This is a genomic window from Pseudomonas sp. Leaf59 (genome assembly GCF_920984685.1).
Classification (GTDB): Bacteria; Pseudomonadota; Gammaproteobacteria; order Pseudomonadales; family Pseudomonadaceae; genus Aquipseudomonas.
The window spans coordinates 234,786-253,736 of record NZ_CAKLBR010000006.1; the positions used below are offsets into that span (position 1 = coordinate 234,786).

Here is an 18,951-nt window from a genome sequence, read left to right on the forward strand (position 1 = left end):
TCAGCGACCTATTGGGCGTGGTTATGCGCGTGGGGCGGTGCCTTTTGTACCGACACCTGGACCTCGACCCTGCCGGCCTTTTCGAAGGTCAGGGTCAGCGGGAAGTGCTTGCCATCGGCCAACAAACTGCGGTCCTTGAGGCCCAGCAGCATCACGTGATATGCCATGGGCGCGAAGGTCAGCTCGCCGTTGGCCGGCACCGCGACGCTGGTCACTTGCTGCATCTTCATCAGGTCGCCCTGCATCACATGCTCATGCAACTCGGCCTTGTCGGCCACGGGGGTTTCGACACCGAGCAGGCGGTCCGGGGTTTTGCCGTCGTTATGGATCACGAAATACGCTGCGACGGTGGGCGCATTCGGTGGCAGCTCCTGGGACCAGGGGTCGCTGACCAGCAGCTCGCCGGCCTTGTAGTCATCGGCATTGGCGGCGCTGAACACGGGCATCAGCAATGCGGCCAGCAGCAGGGAAGATTTGAGCATGACAGTTCTCCAGAACGGTTTTGAACGCAGTTCACGAGCGAAGCAAATCAGACCGTGGGAGAGGCGCGGGGGTTGAGGCTCGGCCATTGACGGCGCGGGTTTGGGGCGTGTGGCGACGGCGGTGAAAGGCCCTGGGAGGCTTCAAAACGAGCGACGTACAACTGCGGCACATGCCCCGGCAGCGCCACCCATGGCGTCGAGCCCGAGCAGCACCAGCAATGCTGCATCGTGGAGTGATCGTCCTGCTGCGGCGCCGGGATCTCCAACTGGCCCAGGGCGACGGTCTTGAGGCTTGCGCCAGTGGACGAACAGAACCCGCCCCAGAACAGCTGCTTGACCGGATCGTGCGCTGGCTGCATCGCATTGGCTAGCGGCATGGCAAACGCATTGAACAGCACTGCAAGGCAGGCGATCCAGGCAAGTGCAAAGCGTTGACGGGCCATGGCGGACAATCCGTGGGGGTAAGCGATCAGGCGAGTATTTAGCCTGAACGGGGTGGATAAGTAAAAAGGGCTGGTGTGGTGGGGTGGCGCAGTGCAATCAGATGGCAGTGGCGTGAAGCTTGAGTCCCAGCGCCTTCATGACTTTCATGATAGTCGCGAACTCGGGATTGCCAGTGCTGGAGAGGGTTTTGTATAAACTTTCGCGGCCCAGGCCTGTATCGCGGGCTATCTGGGTCATGCCTTGGGCGCGGGCGATGTTGTTAAGGGCTGAGCGAATAAGCAATCCATCACCGGAATCCTCTTCGAAAGAGGCTTCAAGGTACTCGGCCATATCCTCGGGGGTGTTGAGGTGCTCGGCTATATCGAAATCTTTGAACCTGGTCATGCGTCACTCCGGTTTTTCAAATTCAGCTGCGATGTGTCTCGCGCGTTGTATATCGCGTTTTTGCGTTGATTTATCGCCACCCATCAACAGCAGGTAAATAACTTCATCTATGCGCTTGAAGTACACCCGATATCCAGGACCGTAGTGGATGCGCATTTCTCAGTGAGAGTGGATTGCCTGCAGCACCGCATCCACCGCTGTGAATTCTCGATCCACTCCTGCCAACACTGGCCGCTTCAACACCAGCACCGGCACCCCCAACTCCCGTGCCACTTCCAGCTTCGGCTCGGTGGCCGTGCTGCCACTGTTTTTGCTGATCAGCACATCAATTCGCTGGCGCGCAAACAACTGACGCTCATCCTCCAGCAGAAACGGCCCGCGCGCGCCGATCACTTCGCAGCGCTCATTGCCCGGGTACACCTCCAGCGCGCGCAGGGTCCAGAACTGGTGGTCGGGGATTTCGTCGAGGTGCTGCAACGGCTCGCGCCCCAGGGTGAACAACGGTCGTTTGAACGGTTTCAACGCTTCAACCAACTGCGTCCAGTCACTGACTTCGCGCCAGTCGTCCCCGGGCTGCGGCTGCCAGGCCGGACGCCGCAGTGCCCAGCACGGCACCCCGCAGGCGCGCGCCGCCTGGGCTGCGTTGTGGCTGATCTGCGCCGCATACGGGTGGGTCGCGTCGAGAATCAGGCTGACGCCTTCGGCGCGCACAAACTGCGCCAGGCCGTCCGCACCGCCATAACCGCCCACGCGCACCTGGCAGGTCAGGTCGGTGGGCACGCGCCCAACCCCCGCCAGGCTGTAGATATGCTGCGGCCCCAGCGTCCGCGCGATGGCCAGCGCCTCGGTCACGCCGCCCAGCAGCAAAATCCTGTTCATGACGGCTTGACCATGTCCAGCAGGGTGATCGGCAGCGCCTGGCGCCACGTATCGAATTCCCCCAACGGCTGCGCCTGGGCCACGTGGATGCGTGTGAGTTCGCCGCCATGCCGGGCGCGCCAGTTCATCAGGGTCATTTCGCTTTGCAGAGTTACTGCGTTGGCGACCAGCCGCCCGCCTGGGCGCAATTGCTGCCAGCAGGTTTCCAGCACGCCCTCGCGGGTGACGCCGCCGCCGATGAAGATCGCGTCCGGCGCCGCAAGCCCCGCCAGAACCTCGGGTGCCTTGCCGCGAATCAGTTGCAGGCCCGGCACGCCAAGGGCATCACGGTTGAGTTCGATCAGGCCCTGGCGACCAGTATCTGCTTCAATCGCCAACGCGCGGCAGCTTGGGTGCGTGCGCATCCATTCGATGCCGATGGAGCCACTGCCCGCGCCCACGTCCCACAGCAGTTCGCCGGGCAGCGGCGCAAGGCGCGCAAGGGTCATGGCGCGCACGTCACGCTTGGTCAGTTGACCGTCGTGCCGGAACGCCGAATCCGGCAGGCCGGCAAGGCGTGACAGCCCCGGCGTGTCGCTGCAGGCCTGGCAGTCGATGGCGACCAGGTTCAAATCGGCGACCCGGTCCAGCGTCCACGACTGCGCGAGCCCATCGATGCGCTGCTCATCCGCGCCGCCCAGGTGTTCAAACACGCTCAGTCGGCTTGATCCAAATCCGGCCTGTGCCAGCAACGCGGCGATCAACCCAGGGCTGCTGCCGTCGTTGCTTAACACCAGCAAACGCACGCCGCTGGCCAGATGCGCGTTGAGCGCCGCCAGCGGCCGGGCGACCACGGATAACGTCACCACGTCCTGCAACGGCCAACCCAGCCGCGCCGCCGCCAGCGAGACGGACGACGGCGCCGGCAACACCAGCAGTTCGTCAGCCGGCACCTGCCGCGCCAAGCTGGCGCCCACACCGTAGAACATCGGATCGCCGCTGGCCAGCACGCACACCGGCTCTCCGCGCCGTGCCAGAACGGGCGCCAAAGAAAACGGGCTCGGCCACACGTGCCGCTCGCCGCGAATACACACCGGCAGCAGGTCCAACTGGCGCTGACCACCTATAATCCGCGTAGCGCGCAACAGGGCGTGCCGGGCGTTTTTGCCCAGCCCCTTGAAGCCGTCTTCACCGATGCCTACAACCGTCAGCCAGGGCGACATATCCATTCCTTGAGCGACATCCGACGGGCAGGCTTTTCATGCCGCCGGACAAAGCAGGCATAATACCGCGCCTTTACCCGTCAACCGGTAGCCCCGTGAACCCATCGCCCGCCCTGAACACCTTGCGCCCCTCGGCTTGTCCGGGGTTGCTGCGTATCGTCCAGGCGCTGGATGGCGGCATCTGCCGGATCAAACTGCCCGGCGGTTCGATCACCGCCACCCAGGCCCACGCGGTGGCGGACGCGGCCCGGGCCTACGCGGGCGGCGTGATCGAGGCGACCAACCGCGCCAACCTGCAGATTCGCGGGATCGGCGCCGAGCAGGACGCCTTGATCGCGGCCCTGCTGGCTGCAGGCCTTGGGCCGAATAATGCGGCGGGTGACGACGTGCGTAACCTGATGCTCAGCCCCAGTGCCGGCATCGACCCGCAGATGCTGTTCGACACCCGCCCGCTGGCCGCGCAGATCCTCGCCACGCTGGAAAACCATCCGCGCTTTCATGAGCTGTCGGCCAAATTCGCCGTGCAACTGGACGGCGGCGAGGCCCTGGCGATGCTCGAGCACCCGCACGACGTGTGGTTGTCGGCGTTTGAACGCGGCGGCGATACCTTGCTGGCGTTCGGCCTGGCCGGGTGCCCGGGGCTGGATGCGCCACTGGCGGCCGTGCGTCTTGAGCAGGGGCATGCCCTGGTGGTCGCCGTGCTGGAAGCGTTTCTGGCGCTGGCGACGCCGCAGCAAACACGCATGCGTCATCTGGCTGTGGATAACCTTGTGAGCCGTCTGAGCCTGCCGCTGTTGCCGGCAGATGGCTTCAAACGCGCGGCCAGTAGCGCCTTGCTGCACCTGGGCAGTTATCCACAACGGCAGAAAAACCGGTGCTATGTCGCCGCCGTGGCGCCGTTGGGTCGTCTGGATTCGACGATGCTCAACGGCGCCGCACAACTGGCCAGCGAGCACGGCGACGGCACCTTGCGCTTCACTCCCTGGCAAGGCGTGCTGCTGCCCAACCTCACACAACCTCAAGCGGTGACTGCAGGTTTGACGCAACTGGGCTTTCTCTGCTCGGCCGACGCCCCCCTCGCCCGCGTGATCGCCTGCACCGGTTCCAGCGGCTGCGCCAAGGGCCTGGCCGACACCAAGGCCGACGCCCTCGGCCTGCCGCCCGGCCATGACGTGCACCTGTCCGGCTGCTCGCGCTCCTGCGCCGCTGCGCACACCGCGCCAGTCACCTTGCTGGCGGTGAGCCGCGGCCACTACGACCTCTATTTTCGCGATGCAGCCCAGCCGGGTTTCGGCCGGCTGCACGCGCGCAACCTTTCCATTGAAGCGGCGGGCGCCGTGCTGCGCGCTCGTCCACGGAGCAACACCGATGATTGATTACATCCGCGACGGTCAGGAGATCTATCGCAACTCCTTCGCCATCATTCGCGCGGAAGCCAACCTGGAGCGCATCCCGGCCGATCTGGAAAAACTCGCGGTGCGGGTGATTCATGCGTGCGGCATGGTCGGCGCCATCGACGGCCTGCAGTTCTCCGAAGGTGCGGGCAAGGCCGGGCGCGATGCGCTGGCGGCCGGCGCGCCGATCCTGTGTGACTCGCGGATGGTCTCCGAAGGCGTGACCCGCACGCGCCTGCCGGCCAACAATCAGGTGATCTGCACCCTGCGTGACGACAGCGTGCCGCAGTTGGCGCGTGACTTGGGCAACACCCGCTCTGCCGCCGCGCTGGAGCTGTGGCGCCCGCACCTGGAAGGCAGTGTGGTGGTGATCGGCAACGCACCGACCGCGCTGTTTTACCTGCTGGAGATGCTCGATGCCGGCGCGCCGAAACCGGCGCTGATCCTCGGCTTCCCTGTCGGCTTCGTCGGCGCCGCCGAATCCAAGGCGATGCTTGCCGCCGACAGCCGTGGCGTGCCCTTCGTGATCATGCAGGGTCGCCTCGGTGGCAGCGCCATGGCTGCCGCCGCCGTCAATGCGCTTGCCACGGAGGTGGAGTGATGCCGGCACGCGGACGCTTGATCGGACTGGGCGTTGGCCCCGGCGACCCGGAGCTGATCACCGTGAAGGCCCTGCGCCTGCTGCGCGAATCCCCGGTGGTGGCGTACTTCGTGGCCAAGGGCAAGAAAGGCAACGCGTTCAGCATCATCGAGGACCACCTGGTGCCCCAGCAGACCCTGATGCCGCTGGTGTACCCGGTGACCACCGAAGCGTTGCCGGCGCCGCTGTCCTACGAACAGGTGATCAGCGACTTCTATGACACCGCCAGCCTGCACGTGGCGGCGCATCTGGACGCCGGCCGCGATGTGGCGGTGATCTGCGAGGGTGATCCGTTCTTCTACGGCTCCTACATGTACCTGCACGACCGCCTTGCCGAGCGCTACGAAGCACAGGTCATCCCCGGCGTGTGCTCGATGCTCGGTGGCGCTTCGGTGCTCGGTGCGCCGTTGGTGTACCGCAACCAGAGTCTGTCGGTGCTGTCGGGCGTATTGCCCCATGAAGACCTCAAGCGCCGGCTGGCCGATGCCGACGCGGCGGTGATCATGAAGCTGGGCCGCAATTTCCCCAAGGTGCGCCAGGTGCTGGAAGAGCTCGGGCTCGCTGAGCGTGCGCTGTACGTGGAGCGCGCAACCATGGCCAATCAGAAAATCGTGCCGCTGGACCAGGTGGTGCCGATGTCGTCGCCGTATTTCTCGCTGATCATCGTGCCCGGTGAACGGTGGCAAGGGTGATCGATCCCGCGATTGTCATCCTTGGCCAGGGCAGCCTCGCCACCGCGCGCGCTATCCAGCAGGTGTACCCCGCTGCATTGATCCACGGCCTGGCCGGACGCGTCGACGGCGCGGACGTAAATTACAGCGAATTCGGCGCCACGTTGCGCCAGCTCTACCAGCAGGGCACGCCGCTGATTGCGCTGTGCGCTGCCGGCATTGTGATTCGCACCCTGGCGCCGCTGTTGTTGGAAAAGGGCGAAGAGCCCGCCGTGCTGGCGGTGGCCGAGGACGGCAGTGCGGTGGTGCCGCTGCTCGGTGGCCTGGGCGGTGTGAATGTCATGGCGCGCGAGATCGCGGCGGCGTTGAACGTGGCGGCGGCGATCACCACCAGTGGCGAGCTGCGTTTCGGCACCTGCCTGCTCAACCCGCCCCAGGGTTATGAACTGGGAGACCTGGCGCTGGGCAAGCGCTTTGTCAGCGATCTGCTGGCCGGTGAACGTGTGCGCATCGAAGGGGCGGCGCCATGGTTGAACGAGGCGAATCTGCCCCAGGATCAGCAGGCTCATCTGGCGATTCACGTGGGCAGCGCCGCGCGCGCGCCTGCGGCCAATGAACTGCTGATCTACCCGAAAAATGTGAGCGTCACCTGCAAACCGGGCGCGCAGTTGGCCGAGCGGGTGCGCACCGCGCTGCAACAGGCCGGCATCGCGCTGCAATCGCTGGCCTGTCTGTTGGCCAGTGACACGCAGATGGCGGACGCGTCGTTGCACGAAGCCGCAACGCAGTTGGCGGTGCCGCTGCGGTTCGCCAGCGTCAGCGAGGACGCCGATATCGTGATCGATGTTGCCGAGCAGCCGCTGGAGCTGTCCCTGGTCGGTCGCGCGCGTGGTCGTCTCGCAGTGATCGGCCTTGGCCCCGGCGCCGCCGAGTTGATGGTGCCGGCGGTGAAGGCCGAGCTGGCGCGCTGCACCGATGTGCTGGGCTATGAAACCTATGTGCGCATGGCCGGGCCGTTCCGCGACGATCAGGTGCAGCACTGCACCGACAACCGCGAAGAAATGCAGCGCGCACGGCACGCCTTCGAACTGGCCGTGCAAGGCCGTTCGGTGGTGGTGGTGTCGTCCGGCGACCCGGGCGTATTTGCCATGGCCGCGGCCGTACTCGAGGCGCTGCACGAATCCAGTGACCCGGCGTGGCATCAGGTCGACCTGCAGATTTTGCCGGGGGTGTCCGCCTCGCTGGCGACCGCCGCCCAGGCCGGAGCGCCGCTGGGTCATGACTTCTGCGTGATGTCGCTGTCGGACAACCTCAAGCCCTGGTCGATCATCGAAAAACGCCTGGACCTCGCGTCCCAGGCCGACCTGGCGCTGGCGTTCTACAACCCGATCTCCCGCGCACGGCCGTGGCAACTGGGGCGAGCGCTGGACATCGTCGCACAGCACCGCACGCCCGAAACGCCGGTGGTGCTCGGCCGCGATATCGGGCGACCGGGCCAGACCCTGCGCGTCACCACCCTGGGGCAACTCACGCCCGAGCAGGTGGACATGCGCACGATGGTGCTGATCGGCTCGTCCACCACCTGCACATTCCCGCGTGCCGGTGGCGGTGAGTGGGTGTACACGCCGCGCTGGTACGGCGACAAACCCAACGCCTGATACCGTGGGAAAGCTCCGATTGATTCTCGGGTTATACCGGTGGGTGGTCGGGGCTTTTTCTTTTTTCATCGATGAAACAGGCGCGACCTGACGCTGCGCCCGGCAATTGCTGGGCGGCGTGTTGCGGTGCGCGCAGGCAAGGGATAAGTGTCGTCTGGCAAGCGCGCCCGTCACTGGACTAGGGTGGAGGCAGCCCCAATGTGGGGCACTTGTGGAGAGCTGAACATGGAGCGACATCATAGAAGGATCAACAGTACAAAAAGGCGCAAGTTGATTGCGGCCTACAAGCTTCCGGCGGCGTTCGGTGCGCAGGCTTTGTCGGCGCCCGACCCCGACGACGATTCGAACGCGGCGGTGGTCAATAACAGCGTGATCTCGTTTGCCGAGGGCCTGTCCGGCCTGAGCCGCGAATACATTCGCAAAAGTTACTTGCTGGCCAGCAGTTATGTCAGCGATGTGTTGAAGATTCATCGCGGCACCGAGGCGTGGTATGACGAGTTCATCAAGGTGATGATCAGCCTGGGCTGGCTGCCGATGCGCAGCAGCTTCGAGCGGGTCTCCAGCAGCGGCAAGGGCCTGACGGTGCAACTGGCGGTGCTGAACATGATTGCCGCGATGCTCGCCTCGACCGCACTGGCCGGGCCGGTGCTGGCGGCCTTGCCCAAGCTGGCGGCGGATGCGCTGGAGGCCATGAAGCAGCAACCCGCCTCGTTCGAGTTGTTCAAACGCAACAGTACGCTGCGTCAGGGCGGAGACTTTGGCGTGGCGTCGTGCACCGAAGCCAACGGCGAAGTGATGATGGTGCTGGTGACCTACAGCAGCCAGGGCGTGAGCAAACAGGTAGGGCTGCCGTTTCTGGAATGGGACAGTTCCTCGTTCGAGGCCTTCAGCGGGCAGACCTGCCTGGTGCTCAATACCTCGCTGGTCAACGAAAAGACCATCCAGCTGATGCGCGAGAGCGCGGGAGACAAGGTGCAGTCGGCTATCGCCAGATACCGCATCTGAGGCATTTATCAGGCCTGTGGGACCAACGGTGGGAGGGGCTTGCCCTAATGCCGTTCAGTTAAGCGCAGATTCCCTGTGGCGAGCAGGCTTGTCCTGCGTTGGGCTGCGCAGCAGCCCCAAAACCAGACGCTGAGCCGTATCAGGTACACCGCGTTTTGCTTGATTGGGGGCGCTTCGCACCCCAACGCGGGGCAAGCCCGCTCGCCACAGGAATGAGGCTGTCTGAAACTTCAGGTTTTAAAATCAATAAGCTATTTTGTGTTTGATAAGCGCTGGCAAGTCGTACCGCCGCTCCCAATCTGCGCTTAACTGAACGGCATCAGGGCAAGCCCGCTCGCCACAGCGGCTAGAGTTTGCTGCAAGACAACCCCGTTGAAGTCAGGAAGGCGTGTGTTCCGGGCGCTGTTGGCGCTGCGCCACCCAGAACTCCACCAGCTCACGCAACTGCGACAACTCCACCGGCTTGGCCATGTGCCCGTCCATTCCGGCCTGGCGTGCGCGTTCCTTGTGTTCCGAGAGGATATGCGCAGTCAGCGCCACCACCGGCGTGCGGATGCGCTGGTGGCTGACTTCCCACGCGCGCAGTTGCTGGGTGGCGGAGAAGCCATCGAGGATCGGCATTTCGCAGTCCATCAACACCAGATCGTAGCGCTGGGCCTTCATCGCTTGCAGGGCTTCTTCGCCGTTGCTGGCGGTGTCCGGGTTGAGGTTGAGCTTGCCAAGCATGCCGCGAATCACTTTGGTGGAGATGCTGTTGTCCTCGGCCACGAGGATGCGGAAGTCGGCTGGCACGGTAATCGCGGCCGGTGCGCTGAGTTGCGCGCGTGGCTGAGTGTTGCCTTTGTTGCGCTGGGTCAGTTCGTCGGCCAGGGTGGTCTTGAGTGTATAACCGGCCACCGGCTTGGCGAGGATGCGCTTGATCCCGCTGTTGCGCGCGATGATCTTGCTCGGCGCGTTGCTGATGCCGGTGAGCATGATCAGCAGGATGTCGTGGTTCAAGCTCGGGTCTTCCTTGATCTTCGCCGCGAGCTGCATGCCGGTCATGCCGGGCATGTTCTGGTCCAGCAGCACCACGTCGAAGTAATCGCGCAGGTGCGCCTTGGTGCGCAGCAGCGCCAGGGCCTCCTTGCCGGACGACACGGCGCTCACGTTCAGCCCCCAGGCGCTGCATTGCTGCACCAGCACTTTGCGGCAGGTGTCGTTGTCGTCCACCACCAGCACGCGCGCATCCTGCAGCGGGCCGTCGAGGTCGCAGGTCGGGTGTTGCAGGCGCTGCGGGTCCAGCGGCAGGGTCAGCCACAGGGTGCTGCCCTGGTGCGTGCCACTCTTGATGCCGAACTCGCCGTTCATCAACAGGATCAACTGGCGGGCAATCACCAGGCCCAGGTGGCCGCTCAGGCGCGTGGCCGACACGAAGTTCTTGCTGTGCAGTTCGCTGTGCAGCAAGGCGTCACGTTCGGCGGCGTCCATCGGCAGGCCGCTGTCCTGCACGGCAATGCGCAGGCGTGGCTGGGTGTTGCGGTCTTCCAGTGCGATCACGATCAGCACTTCACCTTCGTCGGTTTTCTGCAGGGCGTTTTCCAACAGACTCAGCATCGCCTGGCGCAGGCGCGTGGGGTCGCCGCTGATGACGCGGGGGACCTGAGGCTGGATAAAGCTGATCAGCTCGACGTTCTGCTGTTCGGCCTTGGCGCGGAAGATGCTCAGGCAGTCGTCGATCAGTGCGTTGAGGTCGAACTGCACGTCATCGAGCTCGATCTGCCCGGATTCGAGCTTGGAGATGTCAAGAATCTCGTTGATCAGCGTGAGCAGTTCGTTGCCGGCGCTGTGGATGGTCTGCACATAGTCGCGCTGCTTGACCGACAGCGGCGTGCCCAGCAGCAACTCGGTCATGCCCAGCACGCCGTTCATGGGGGTACGGATTTCATGGCTGATCTTTGCTAGGAACTCGGCCTTGGCGGCGATTTCGGCGTTGCTCGCGGCCAGGTCGCGGCTGAGACTGAAACGGGTTTCGACAATGGCGCGCTGGCGTTCGCCCAGCGCCAGGCTCATCAGCAGACCGCTTAGGCAGATAAAGCCGAGCAATGTCACGATCAGCCCCTGCGGCGCCACCAGCGTCAGGCCGAGCAGGGCGGGCAGGATGATCAGTGTGCCGATGTTGAACACCACCATCGCCGCCACGAACAGGCGCGCCGGGCGGTAGCCTTTTTGCCAGTGATAGGCCGAGACGAACAGCATGCTCAGGCCGGCCAGGGCCACCAGGGCGTAGGTGATGATGTTCAGCGGCAGGGTGTTGACGAACAGCAGCAACAGACCGCAGAGCACGATCACCAGGATATCGGCCATCAACAGCTTGTTCAGCGGGTGCGGGCCCAGCGGCATGAAGAAACGGTAGGCATACATCAGCCCGCAAGGGGCGGTGAGCAGCAGGGCGAGGTAGGCGCCGGGGGTCTGGATCGCGTGCCAGTTGGGCAGCCACGGTCCCACCAGGTTGAGCAGCAGCGCCAGGCTGAGCATCAACAGCACTTCGCAGGCCGCCAGCCACAGGCTGCTGCGCGAGCGGTGATAGGCGAAACGCGTGAGGTTATGCAGGATCAACATCGCCAGTACGCCGAACAGCAGGCCGTAGATCAGCGTCTGGTTCTGGTTGGCGGCGGCCAGTACCGCCGGCTCCAGGGTGATATAGGGGCGCAGTTCGTGTTCCGACACCATGCGCAGGTACACCTCCAGAGGCTTCTGGCTCTGGGGCATCGGCAGCATGAAGTCACTGCTGGGCAGCGGGCGCTCCGATTGCGGCTGGCGGGTGCCGGTGTTCTGCTGTTCGACCAGGGCGTCGCCGTCCAGCACGTACAGGCTCAGGTGCGACAGGTCAGGGGCGAACACCCGCAGCAGTTGCTCGTGCTTGCCGGGTTGCAGCTTGAAGCGTACCCACAGTGCACCGTCCGGCGGAGCAGCGGTGATCCGGTCCAGTTCGGTGGGGCTGAATTGATTGGTGTAGCGCGGGGACCGTATGTCGCTCAGTTGCAGGTCGGCCTGTTCGTCGAGCAATATCGCCCAACCACTGCCTTGTGCGGCCGCCTGGGCCGGGAACAAGCAGAGCAATGTCAGCAGGCTGACAGTGAAACCTATGGCGATCCTGAGCCAGCGCAAGGCGAAATCCCTTCGTAGGTTGGTGCACGGGTGAACTATGCGCGGGGAGGCATGAGTACGGCAAGGGCCGCAGGCCCTCACCTAACCGAACGGATAGCGGTTACGCGTTCTCGCCACGTTCACGGGCAATGGCGCGGTAGCCGATGTCCGTACGGTAAAAACAGCCTTTCCAGTCGATCTTCGCCGCCAGCTTGTACGCCTGTTGCTGCGCGGCGTCGACACTGGCACCCATCGCGGTGGCGCACAATACGCGGCCACCGGCGGTCACGACCTTGCCGTCCTTGAGCGCGGTGCCCGCATGGAACACCTTGCCTTCCAGCGTAGCAGCGTCTTCGAGACCTCCAATCACGTCGCCCTTGGCATAGTCGGCGGGATAACCCCCGGCGGCCAGCACAATCCCGACGCTCGGGCGCGGGTCCCACTGCGCTTCAACCTTGTCCAGCGCCTGGGCCAGGGCGGCTTCCACCAGCAGCACCAGGCTGGACTGCAGGCGCAGCATCACCGGCTGGGTTTCCGGGTCGCCGAAGCGGCAGTTGAACTCGATGACTTTCGGGTTGCCGGCCTTGTCGATCATCAGGCCCGCGTACAGGAAACCGGTATAGACGTTGCCTTCGTCGGCCATGCCGCGCACGGTCGGCCAGATCACCAGGTCCATGACGCGCTGATGCACTTCGCTGGTGACCACGGGGGCAGGGGAGTAGGCGCCCATGCCGCCGGTATTCGGACCGCTGTCGCCGTTGCCGACGCGTTTGTGGTCCTGGCTGGTGGCCATTGGCAGCACGTTCTTGCCGTCGACCATCACGATAAAGCTGGCTTCTTCGCCGTCGAGGAACTCTTCGATCACTACCCTGGAACCTGCGTCACCAAAGGCATTGCCGGCGAGCATGTCGCGTACCGCGTCTTCGGCTTCCTGCAGGGTCATGGCGACGATCACGCCTTTACCGGCGGCCAGACCATCGGCCTTGATCACGATGGGCGCGCCTTTTTCCCGCAGGTAAGCCAGGGCCGGCTCGATTTCGGTGAAGTTCTGGTAGTCGGCGGTGGGGATCTTGTGACGCGCCAGGAAATCCTTGGTGAAGGCTTTCGAGCCTTCCAACTGCGCGGCGCCAGCGGTGGGGCCGAAACAATCCAGGCCACGGCTGCGGAACAGATCCACCACGCCCGCCACCAGCGGTACTTCCGGGCCGACGATGGTCAGCGAAACGTTCTTTTCGGCAAAGTCGGCCAACTGCTCAAGGGCCAGTACGTCGATGGCGACGTTCTCGCACTTGGCTTCAATGGCGGTACCGGCGTTGCCGGGTGCCACGAAGACTTTCTGGACGCGTGGGTCCTGGGCAACTTTCCAGGCCAGGGCGTGTTCACGGCCACCGCTGCCAATGATCAAAACATTCATTTCAAAAACCTCAAATTCTGTAGGCGCTGCAGGAGCGCTTTTAAATGTGGGAGGGGGCTTGCCCCCGATAGCGGTGGTTCAGTAGCACATTAGTTGACTGATGCACCGCCATCGGGAGCAAGCCCCCTCCCACACAAGCCCGCTCCCACATTTCGATCAAGTTGGATCAGTGACGGAAGTGGCGCATGCCGGTGAAGACCATGGCAATGCCGGCCTCATCCGCAGCGGCGATCACTTCAGCATCACGCATCGAGCCGCCCGGCTGGATCACGGCGGTCACGCCTGCCTTGGCGGCGTTATCCAGGCCATCACGGAACGGGAAGAACGCGTCGGAGGCCATCACCGAACCCGCCACCTGCAGACCGGCGTGCTCAGCCTTGATCGCAGCAATGCGCGCCGAGTTCACGCGGCTCATCTGGCCGGCACCGACACCGATGGTCTGGCGGTTCTTCGCGTAGACGATGGCATTCGATTTAACGTACTTGGCCACTTTCCAGGCGAAGATCAGGTCGTTGATTTCCTGCTCGGTCGGCGCGCGTTGGGTCACGACTTTCAGGTCGTCACTGCCGATCATGCCGATGTCGCGGCTCTGTACCAGCAGGCCGCCATTGACGCGCTTGTAGTCCCAGGCAGCGGCACGCTCGGCCGACCATTCGCCGCAGGCCAGCAGGCGCACGTTGGCTTTGCCTGCCACGATGGCGCGGGCTTCTGCGCTGACGCTTGGGGCGATGATCACTTCGACGAACTGACGCTCGACAATGGCCCTGGCGGTTTCGGCGTCCAGCTCACGGTTGAAGGCAATGATGCCGCCGAAGGCCGACTCGGTGTCGGTGGCGTAGGCCAGTTCGTAGGCCTGGCGAATCCCGCCTTCCGCGTCGGGGCTTACCGCCACGCCGCACGGGTTGGCGTGCTTGACGATCACGCAGGCTGGCTTGACGAAGCTCTTCACGCATTCCAGCGCGGCGTCGGTGTCGGCCACGTTGTTGTAGGACAGCTCTTTACCTTGCAGTTGGGTCGCGGTGGCGATGCCGACTTCGGCAGGCTTGGCTTCCACGTAGAACGCCGCGCTCTGGTGCGGGTTCTCGCCGTAGCGCATTTCCTGAGCCTTGATGAACTGGCTGTTGAAGGTGCGCGGGAATTGACTGCGGTCTTCGGTGCTCAGGGTGTCGGCGGCCTGATTCACAGTGCCCATGTAGTTGGCGATCATGCCGTCGTAGGCCGCAGTGTGTTCGAAGGCCTTGAGCATCAGGTCGAAGCGCTGGGCGTAAGTCAGGCCACCGGCCTTGAGGCCTTCGAGCACCTGGGCGTAGTCGCCGGCGTTGACCACGATGGCCACGTCTTTGTGGTTCTTGGCCGCCGAGCGGACCATGGTCGGGCCGCCGATGTCGATGTTTTCGATGGCGGTCGGCAGGTCGCAGCCGGGCTTGTTGATGGTGGCTTCGAACGGGTAGAGGTTGACGGCCACCAGGTCGATCGGCTTGATGCCGTGCTCGCTCATGATGGCGTCGTCGATACCGCGACGGCCGAGGATGCCGCCGTGGATTTTCGGGTGCAGGGTCTTGACCCGACCGTCCATCATTTCTGCGAAACCGGTGTATTCCGCCACTTCCACTGCGGCCACGCCGTTGTCCTGCAGCAGTTTGAAGGTCCCGCCCGTGGAGAGGATTTCCACGCCCAGGGCTTCCAGCTCCCGGGCAAATTCGAGGATCCCGGTCTTGTCGGAAACACTGATCAAGGCGCGGCGGATCGGCAGGCGGGTAGTCTGGTCGGTCATTTCAATTTCCATCAAAAGCAAAGGAGTCAGCAAAAAAGGCGACCGGTTCTACGCGGGCGCCTTTCTGGTTTGATTGAATGCTTACAGCAAATCGTACTGCTTGAGCTTTTTGCGCAAGGTGCCACGGTTGAGGCCGAGCAGCTCACTGGCTTTGGTCTGGTTACCCTTGACGTAGTTCATCACGCTTTCGAGCAGGGGCGCCTCGACTTCGGAAAGCACCAGGTTGTACACGTCCGTGACGGAAGCGCCCTCAAGGTGGGCGAAATAATTGTGCAGCGCCTTCTCCACACTCCCGCGAAGGGTCTGGCCTTCTTCGCTCGGCGTGTTCAGGTGCTGTTTCAAATTGACGTTGTCGCTCACGGGTGCTGTTCCACTCACTAAAGTCTCGGTCATCATCGTCATGCGGCCACCCATTCTCCGTCCCCTGCTCTCAGGCTCTTGTCTCGCTCGGTAAAGAACTCACGAACGGCGGTGACCTGTGCTTGCGTTTCATCCAAACGATTGAACCCGGCGCGAAACTCCCTGGCGCCTGGCAGGGTTGCGAGATACCAACCCACATGCTTGCGAGCAATACGCACGCCCATCACATCGCCGTAAAACGTGTGAAGGGCCGCCAGATGCTCTAGCAGAATACGTTCCACCTCGGGCAACTCCGGTGCCGGCAATACCTCGCCAGTGCGCAGGAAGTGCTCGATCTCACGAAAGATCCATGGCCGCCCCTGGGCGGCCCGGCCAATCAACAGGCCATCGGCGCCGGTGGCGTGCAGCACGCGCCGGGCTTTCTCGGCCGAGTCGATATCGCCATTGGCAAACACCGGCATCGACACCGCCTGCTTGATCGCGGCAATGGTGTCGTACTCGGCAACACCTGTGTACAGATCGGCGCGGGTGCGACCATGCACCGCCAGCGCCGTAATGCCTGCCTGTTCAGCGATCTTCGCCACTGTCAGGCCGTTCTTGTTGTCCCGGTCCCAGCCGGTACGGATCTTCAGCGTTACCGGCACATCGACTGCGGCCACAACGGCCTGCAGGATCTCGGCAACCAACTGCTCGTCCTTCAACAGCGCGGATCCGGCGGCCTTGTTGCAGACCTTCTTGGCCGGGCAGCCCATGTTGATATCAATGATCTGTGCACCCAGTTCCACATTGGCCCGGGCCGCGTCCGCCAGCATCTGCGCATCGCCACCGGCGATCTGTACCGAGCGCGGCTCGGGATCACCTTCGTGGATCATGCGCATCCGCGATTTGCGGGTGTTCCACAAGCTCATGTCGCTGGTGACCATTTCCGAGACTACAAGACCCGCACCCAAACGTTTGCACAGCTGACGAAAGGGCTGGTCGGTGACGCCCGCCATCGGGGCGAGGATCAAGCCGTTCTGCAATGTGTATGGGCCGATGCGTACCGCCGACATAGGACTTCCCTGTTGTGGGGCCGGATCATTAGAGTTCGAAAAAGGGTTGGCATGATACCCGCTCTCGATGACTGGATAAAGGCTGAATTGGATAAAATCTGAACAGTTATTTCTTTATCGCCGTCAGTTCGGTAACCGGCGATTCTGGCAGGTATCTGCCACCAAAGCCCCGCAGAGCGGGCCGTTTCACTCGGGCGAATGAAAGCTCAGGCTGTAATTTACGGCTTTGTTGCCGGGGTCGAGGATATCCAGCGAGATGTGGATCGGCGTTTGTGATGGCATTTCGCTCACTCCGGCCAGCTCGCCGCTCAGGTATTCGGCGGGCTTGAAGCGACGACTGGCGATCAGGCCGCCGTTCATGTCGGCAAAGCGCAGTTCCAGCAAGGGAAAAGGCTGGGAGAACGCCGCACGGTTGTAGATGATCGCATCCACCACCAGCGCCCCGGCGAACTCAGGGTGGCTGCGCACCACCAGGTTGCTGCTCTTGATGTGCGCAATATCGACCCGCGATGGCACCTTGCAGCCAAGCACCGGGCACACTTGCTGGAACCACGGGCGGTAGGCGTCCTGGCGCGCGAGGTCGTCGAACTGGTAGGCGATGAACTGACCGGCGAGGCCGGCAGCGGCGATCAGCACCAGCAGAATCCACAGCAGGCGACGGCCCGGTGTCGATGCGCGTTTCTGCGCGTACAAGTGCAGCGGGTCGTCTTCCAGGTCCAGCAGTTGCTCGTCGTGAACACGGGTTTCGGCGCGCGGGCGCTTGCGGCGCAGCGGCGGGCGTTGTTCCTGCGGCTCGGCCGCGTGGGTCAGGAGTGTGAACGGTGGGTCGGGATTTTCATCATCCAGGGCGGGTTCGTCGTCGAGGGCTTCGGCGCGCCGCGACATCGACGGTTCGGTGCGCTGCCGGCCACTGCTCGGCTCCGCGGGCTCGTCGACAACCGGGGCGCGTTCCTGCGGCGGCTCGCTGAACAGGCTGGCGGCCCATTTTTCTTCCTCGGCCTTCACGGTGTTGCGGCTGGCGCTGAGGGCATCGTCCTTTTGGCGACGGTCGGAGCCGGCGTGACGACGCTCCGCGCCCAGCGGTTTTTCGCGCAGCTCCAGCTTGGCCAGCTCTTCGTCCAGGTCCAGGTTGTCCAGGTCCAGCTCTTCAGCGTTCCACTGTTTCTGGCTGATGGCGCGCGGTGATTCGGGCGTCGGTTCAACGGCCACCGGCAGGTCGGCGTCGCCCGCCTCGGCGCGCTGCTCGAGCAGTTGGCGCAGGGCGTTGAAGACCTGAAGGCACGATCCGCAACGCACCACGCCGCGAGCCGCGCTCAATTGAGCGTGGTTGACGCGAAAGCGCGATTGGCAATGCGGGCACTGGGTGACGAAACTGTCGGTCATGCGGCCATCCGATTCAGGCAAGCGCTCATTCTAGCGCCGACGCCCGCTGATGCGTACCCAGCCATCGCGGTTGGCGATCGGATCCAGCTCAAAATCCTTCGCGTAGGCGGCGGCAACGTCTTCGCCCTGCTCGGCGAGGATGCCCGACAGCGCCAGGCGCCCGCCCGGTTTGACCAGGCTCGACAACTGCGGCGCCAGGGCAACCAGCGGCCCGGCGAGGATATTGGCCACCAGCACATCGGCCTGCACCTGCGGCAGGTCCTGGGGCAGGTACAGCGGGAATTTGCCTTCGGCAATGTGGTTGCGTCCGGCGTTGTCGCGCGACGCTTCCAGTGCCTGCACGTCGATATCGGTGCCCACGGCCTCCCTGGCGCCCAGCAACAGTGCGGCAATGGCCAGGATCCCCGAGCCACAGCCGAAGTCCAGCACATTGCAATCGGTCAGGTCCTGGCCGTCCAGCCATTCCAGGCACAGCGCGGTGGTGGGGTGGGTGCCGGTGCCGAATGCCAGACCCGGATCCAGCAGCAGGTTGACCGCATCGGGTTCTGGCGCGGCATGCCAGCTCGGCACGATCCACAGGCGCTGGCCGAAGCGCATCGGCTGGAAGTTGTCCATCCAACTGCGCTCCCAGTCCTGGTCCTCGATCACTTCGCTGTGATGCTCGGGCAGCGGGCTGCCGGTGAGCAGTTGCATATGGGCCAGCACGGCGGCGGCATCGGTGCCGTCTTCGAACAGCGCCAGCAAATGGGTGTGGGACCACAGCGGGGTGGTATTGAGTTCGGGTTCGAAGATCGGCTGGTCTTCGGCGTCCATGAAGGTCACCGACACGGCGCCCACTTCGAGGAACGCGTCTTCGTAGGTTTCGGCTTGTTCTGGGCTGATGGCGAGACGGACTTGCAGCCAAGGCATGGCGGGCACCTTTGGAAAAATGAGTGTGCAGCGGGGAGGGGGCTGCGAAAGCGCGCAAGTTTACGCGAGCAGCGGGCTTGTGGCGAGCGGGCTTGCCCCGCGTTGGGGCGCGAAGCGGCCCTGAAATCGGCACTCTCGGTTAGGCAGGCAAACCGGGAATGCCCTATTGGG

Annotated in this window: 17 protein-coding genes and 1 pseudogene; 5 read left to right on the top strand and 13 right to left on the bottom strand. The window is 63.9% G+C overall.

Annotated elements, in window-relative coordinates:
• Positions 1 to 8 precede the first annotated feature (8 nt).
• From LUB09_RS09355 to cbiE, 6 genes and pseudogenes are all read right to left on the bottom strand, one after another.
• Entirely contained in the window at positions 9 to 482 is a 474-nt protein-coding gene (locus LUB09_RS09355; protein ID WP_231422423.1) for a copper chaperone PCu(A)C, read from the bottom strand.
• A 47-nt stretch (positions 483 to 529) separates the two neighbouring features.
• On the bottom strand, positions 530 to 925 hold the full coding sequence (locus tag LUB09_RS09360) for a DUF2946 domain-containing protein (RefSeq protein WP_209988065.1): 396 nt from the start codon (positions 923 to 925) through the stop codon (positions 530 to 532).
• A gap of 97 nt (positions 926 to 1,022) precedes the next feature.
• Positions 1,023 to 1,310, bottom strand: coding sequence for an addiction module antidote protein (locus LUB09_RS09365; protein ID WP_231422424.1), 288 nt, complete (start codon positions 1,308 to 1,310; stop codon positions 1,023 to 1,025).
• A gap of 3 nt (positions 1,311 to 1,313) precedes the next feature.
• Positions 1,314 to 1,469 (bottom strand): annotated as a pseudogene (locus tag LUB09_RS09370) (type II toxin-antitoxin system RelE/ParE family toxin); the annotation flags it as partial.
• Entirely contained in the window at positions 1,470 to 2,189 is a 720-nt protein-coding gene (locus LUB09_RS09375; RefSeq protein ID WP_231422425.1) for a cobalt-precorrin-6A reductase, read from the bottom strand.
• Entirely contained in the window at positions 2,186 to 3,391 is a 1,206-nt protein-coding gene (gene cbiE / locus LUB09_RS09380) for a precorrin-6y C5,15-methyltransferase (decarboxylating) subunit CbiE (protein WP_231422426.1), read from the bottom strand. Before cbiE ends, LUB09_RS09375 begins: the two co-directional genes overlap by 4 nt.
• Before the next feature lie 38 nt (positions 3,392 to 3,429).
• Between cbiE and cobG the strand changes: the two genes are divergently transcribed.
• The 5 genes from cobG to LUB09_RS09405 all read left to right on the top strand — a co-directional run bounded on the left by cobG (position 3,430) and on the right by LUB09_RS09405 (position 8,759).
• Positions 3,430 to 4,767, top strand: a complete 1,338-nt coding sequence (gene cobG / locus LUB09_RS09385) for a precorrin-3B synthase (RefSeq protein WP_231422427.1) — start codon at positions 3,430 to 3,432, stop codon at positions 4,765 to 4,767.
• Positions 4,760 to 5,386, top strand: coding sequence for a precorrin-8X methylmutase (locus tag LUB09_RS09390; protein ID WP_231422428.1), 627 nt, complete (start codon positions 4,760 to 4,762; stop codon positions 5,384 to 5,386). The genes cobG and LUB09_RS09390 overlap by 8 nt, the downstream gene beginning before the upstream one ends.
• Positions 5,386 to 6,117 carry a precorrin-2 C(20)-methyltransferase gene (locus tag LUB09_RS09395; RefSeq protein ID WP_231422429.1) on the top strand — a complete coding sequence of 244 codons (732 nt, stop codon included), beginning with the start codon at positions 5,386 to 5,388 and terminating at the stop codon, positions 6,115 to 6,117. Before LUB09_RS09390 ends, LUB09_RS09395 begins: the two co-directional genes overlap by 1 nt.
• Positions 6,117 to 7,754, top strand: coding sequence for a precorrin-3B C(17)-methyltransferase (cobJ, locus tag LUB09_RS09400; RefSeq protein ID WP_231422454.1), 1,638 nt, complete (start codon positions 6,117 to 6,119; stop codon positions 7,752 to 7,754). Before LUB09_RS09395 ends, cobJ begins: the two co-directional genes overlap by 1 nt.
• A gap of 225 nt (positions 7,755 to 7,979) precedes the next feature.
• Positions 7,980 to 8,759: a hypothetical protein gene (locus LUB09_RS09405; protein ID WP_209988080.1), complete on the top strand. Its 780-nt coding sequence runs from the start codon at positions 7,980 to 7,982 to the stop codon at positions 8,757 to 8,759.
• A gap of 378 nt (positions 8,760 to 9,137) precedes the next feature.
• Here LUB09_RS09405 and LUB09_RS09410 read toward each other — a convergent pair whose 3' ends face one another.
• The 7 genes from LUB09_RS09410 to prmA form a co-directional block, all read right to left on the bottom strand.
• Positions 9,138 to 11,909 (bottom strand): hybrid sensor histidine kinase/response regulator, encoded by a 2,772-nt coding sequence (locus LUB09_RS09410; RefSeq protein WP_209988082.1) that lies wholly within the window; start codon positions 11,907 to 11,909, stop codon positions 9,138 to 9,140.
• 100 nt (positions 11,910 to 12,009) lie between these two features.
• Positions 12,010 to 13,302: a phosphoribosylamine--glycine ligase gene (gene purD / locus LUB09_RS09415; protein WP_209988085.1), complete on the bottom strand. Its 1,293-nt coding sequence runs from the start codon at positions 13,300 to 13,302 to the stop codon at positions 12,010 to 12,012.
• 166 nt (positions 13,303 to 13,468) lie between these two features.
• Positions 13,469 to 15,076: a bifunctional phosphoribosylaminoimidazolecarboxamide formyltransferase/IMP cyclohydrolase gene (gene purH, locus LUB09_RS09420; protein ID WP_231422430.1), complete on the bottom strand. Its 1,608-nt coding sequence runs from the start codon at positions 15,074 to 15,076 to the stop codon at positions 13,469 to 13,471.
• An 81-nt stretch (positions 15,077 to 15,157) separates the two neighbouring features.
• Positions 15,158 to 15,478 carry a DNA-binding transcriptional regulator Fis gene (gene fis / locus LUB09_RS09425; RefSeq protein WP_003221275.1) on the bottom strand — a complete coding sequence of 107 codons (321 nt, stop codon included), beginning with the start codon at positions 15,476 to 15,478 and terminating at the stop codon, positions 15,158 to 15,160.
• Positions 15,475 to 16,488 (bottom strand): tRNA dihydrouridine synthase DusB, encoded by a 1,014-nt coding sequence (dusB, locus tag LUB09_RS09430; RefSeq protein WP_231422431.1) that lies wholly within the window; start codon positions 16,486 to 16,488, stop codon positions 15,475 to 15,477. Before dusB ends, fis begins: the two co-directional genes overlap by 4 nt.
• Before the next feature lie 186 nt (positions 16,489 to 16,674).
• The gene (locus tag LUB09_RS09435; RefSeq protein WP_231422432.1) at positions 16,675 to 17,871 is read right to left on the bottom strand and encodes a DUF3426 domain-containing protein; all 1,197 of its coding nucleotides are present in this window, start codon (positions 17,869 to 17,871) and stop codon (positions 16,675 to 16,677) included.
• A 30-nt stretch (positions 17,872 to 17,901) separates the two neighbouring features.
• Complete coding sequence (gene prmA, locus LUB09_RS09440; protein ID WP_231422433.1) at positions 17,902 to 18,780, bottom strand: 50S ribosomal protein L11 methyltransferase; 879 nt, start codon at positions 18,778 to 18,780, stop codon at positions 17,902 to 17,904.
• Between the last annotated feature and the right edge of the window lie 171 nt (positions 18,781 to 18,951).

What these genes read in the sequence shown, in the direction of transcription:
- LUB09_RS09435 (WP_231422432.1), bottom strand. Translation starts at nt 17,871, where the DNA reads ATGACCGACAGTTTCGTCACCCAGTGCCCGCATTGCCAATCGCGCTTT.
- LUB09_RS09375 (WP_231422425.1), bottom strand. Translation starts at nt 2,189, where the DNA reads ATGAACAGGATTTTGCTGCTGGGCGGCGTGACCGAGGCGCTGGCCATC.
- LUB09_RS09405 (WP_209988080.1), top strand. Translation starts at nt 7,980, where the DNA reads ATGGAGCGACATCATAGAAGGATCAACAGTACAAAAAGGCGCAAGTTG.
- LUB09_RS09365 (WP_231422424.1), bottom strand. Translation starts at nt 1,310, where the DNA reads ATGACCAGGTTCAAAGATTTCGATATAGCCGAGCACCTCAACACCCCC.
- prmA (WP_231422433.1), bottom strand. Translation starts at nt 18,780, where the DNA reads ATGCCTTGGCTGCAAGTCCGTCTCGCCATCAGCCCAGAACAAGCCGAA.
- purD (WP_209988085.1), bottom strand. Translation starts at nt 13,302, where the DNA reads ATGAATGTTTTGATCATTGGCAGCGGTGGCCGTGAACACGCCCTGGCC.
- LUB09_RS09355 (WP_231422423.1), bottom strand. Translation starts at nt 482, where the DNA reads ATGCTCAAATCTTCCCTGCTGCTGGCCGCATTGCTGATGCCCGTGTTC.
- cobG (WP_231422427.1), top strand. Translation starts at nt 3,430, where the DNA reads ATGCCGCCGGACAAAGCAGGCATAATACCGCGCCTTTACCCGTCAACC.
- fis (WP_003221275.1), bottom strand. Translation starts at nt 15,478, where the DNA reads ATGACGATGATGACCGAGACTTTAGTGAGTGGAACAGCACCCGTGAGC.
- LUB09_RS09395 (WP_231422429.1), top strand. Translation starts at nt 5,386, where the DNA reads ATGCCGGCACGCGGACGCTTGATCGGACTGGGCGTTGGCCCCGGCGAC.
- cbiE (WP_231422426.1), bottom strand. Translation starts at nt 3,391, where the DNA reads ATGTCGCCCTGGCTGACGGTTGTAGGCATCGGTGAAGACGGCTTCAAG.
- dusB (WP_231422431.1), bottom strand. Translation starts at nt 16,488, where the DNA reads ATGTCGGCGGTACGCATCGGCCCATACACATTGCAGAACGGCTTGATC.
- purH (WP_231422430.1), bottom strand. Translation starts at nt 15,076, where the DNA reads ATGACCGACCAGACTACCCGCCTGCCGATCCGCCGCGCCTTGATCAGT.
- LUB09_RS09360 (WP_209988065.1), bottom strand. Translation starts at nt 925, where the DNA reads ATGGCCCGTCAACGCTTTGCACTTGCCTGGATCGCCTGCCTTGCAGTG.
- LUB09_RS09390 (WP_231422428.1), top strand. Translation starts at nt 4,760, where the DNA reads ATGATTGATTACATCCGCGACGGTCAGGAGATCTATCGCAACTCCTTC.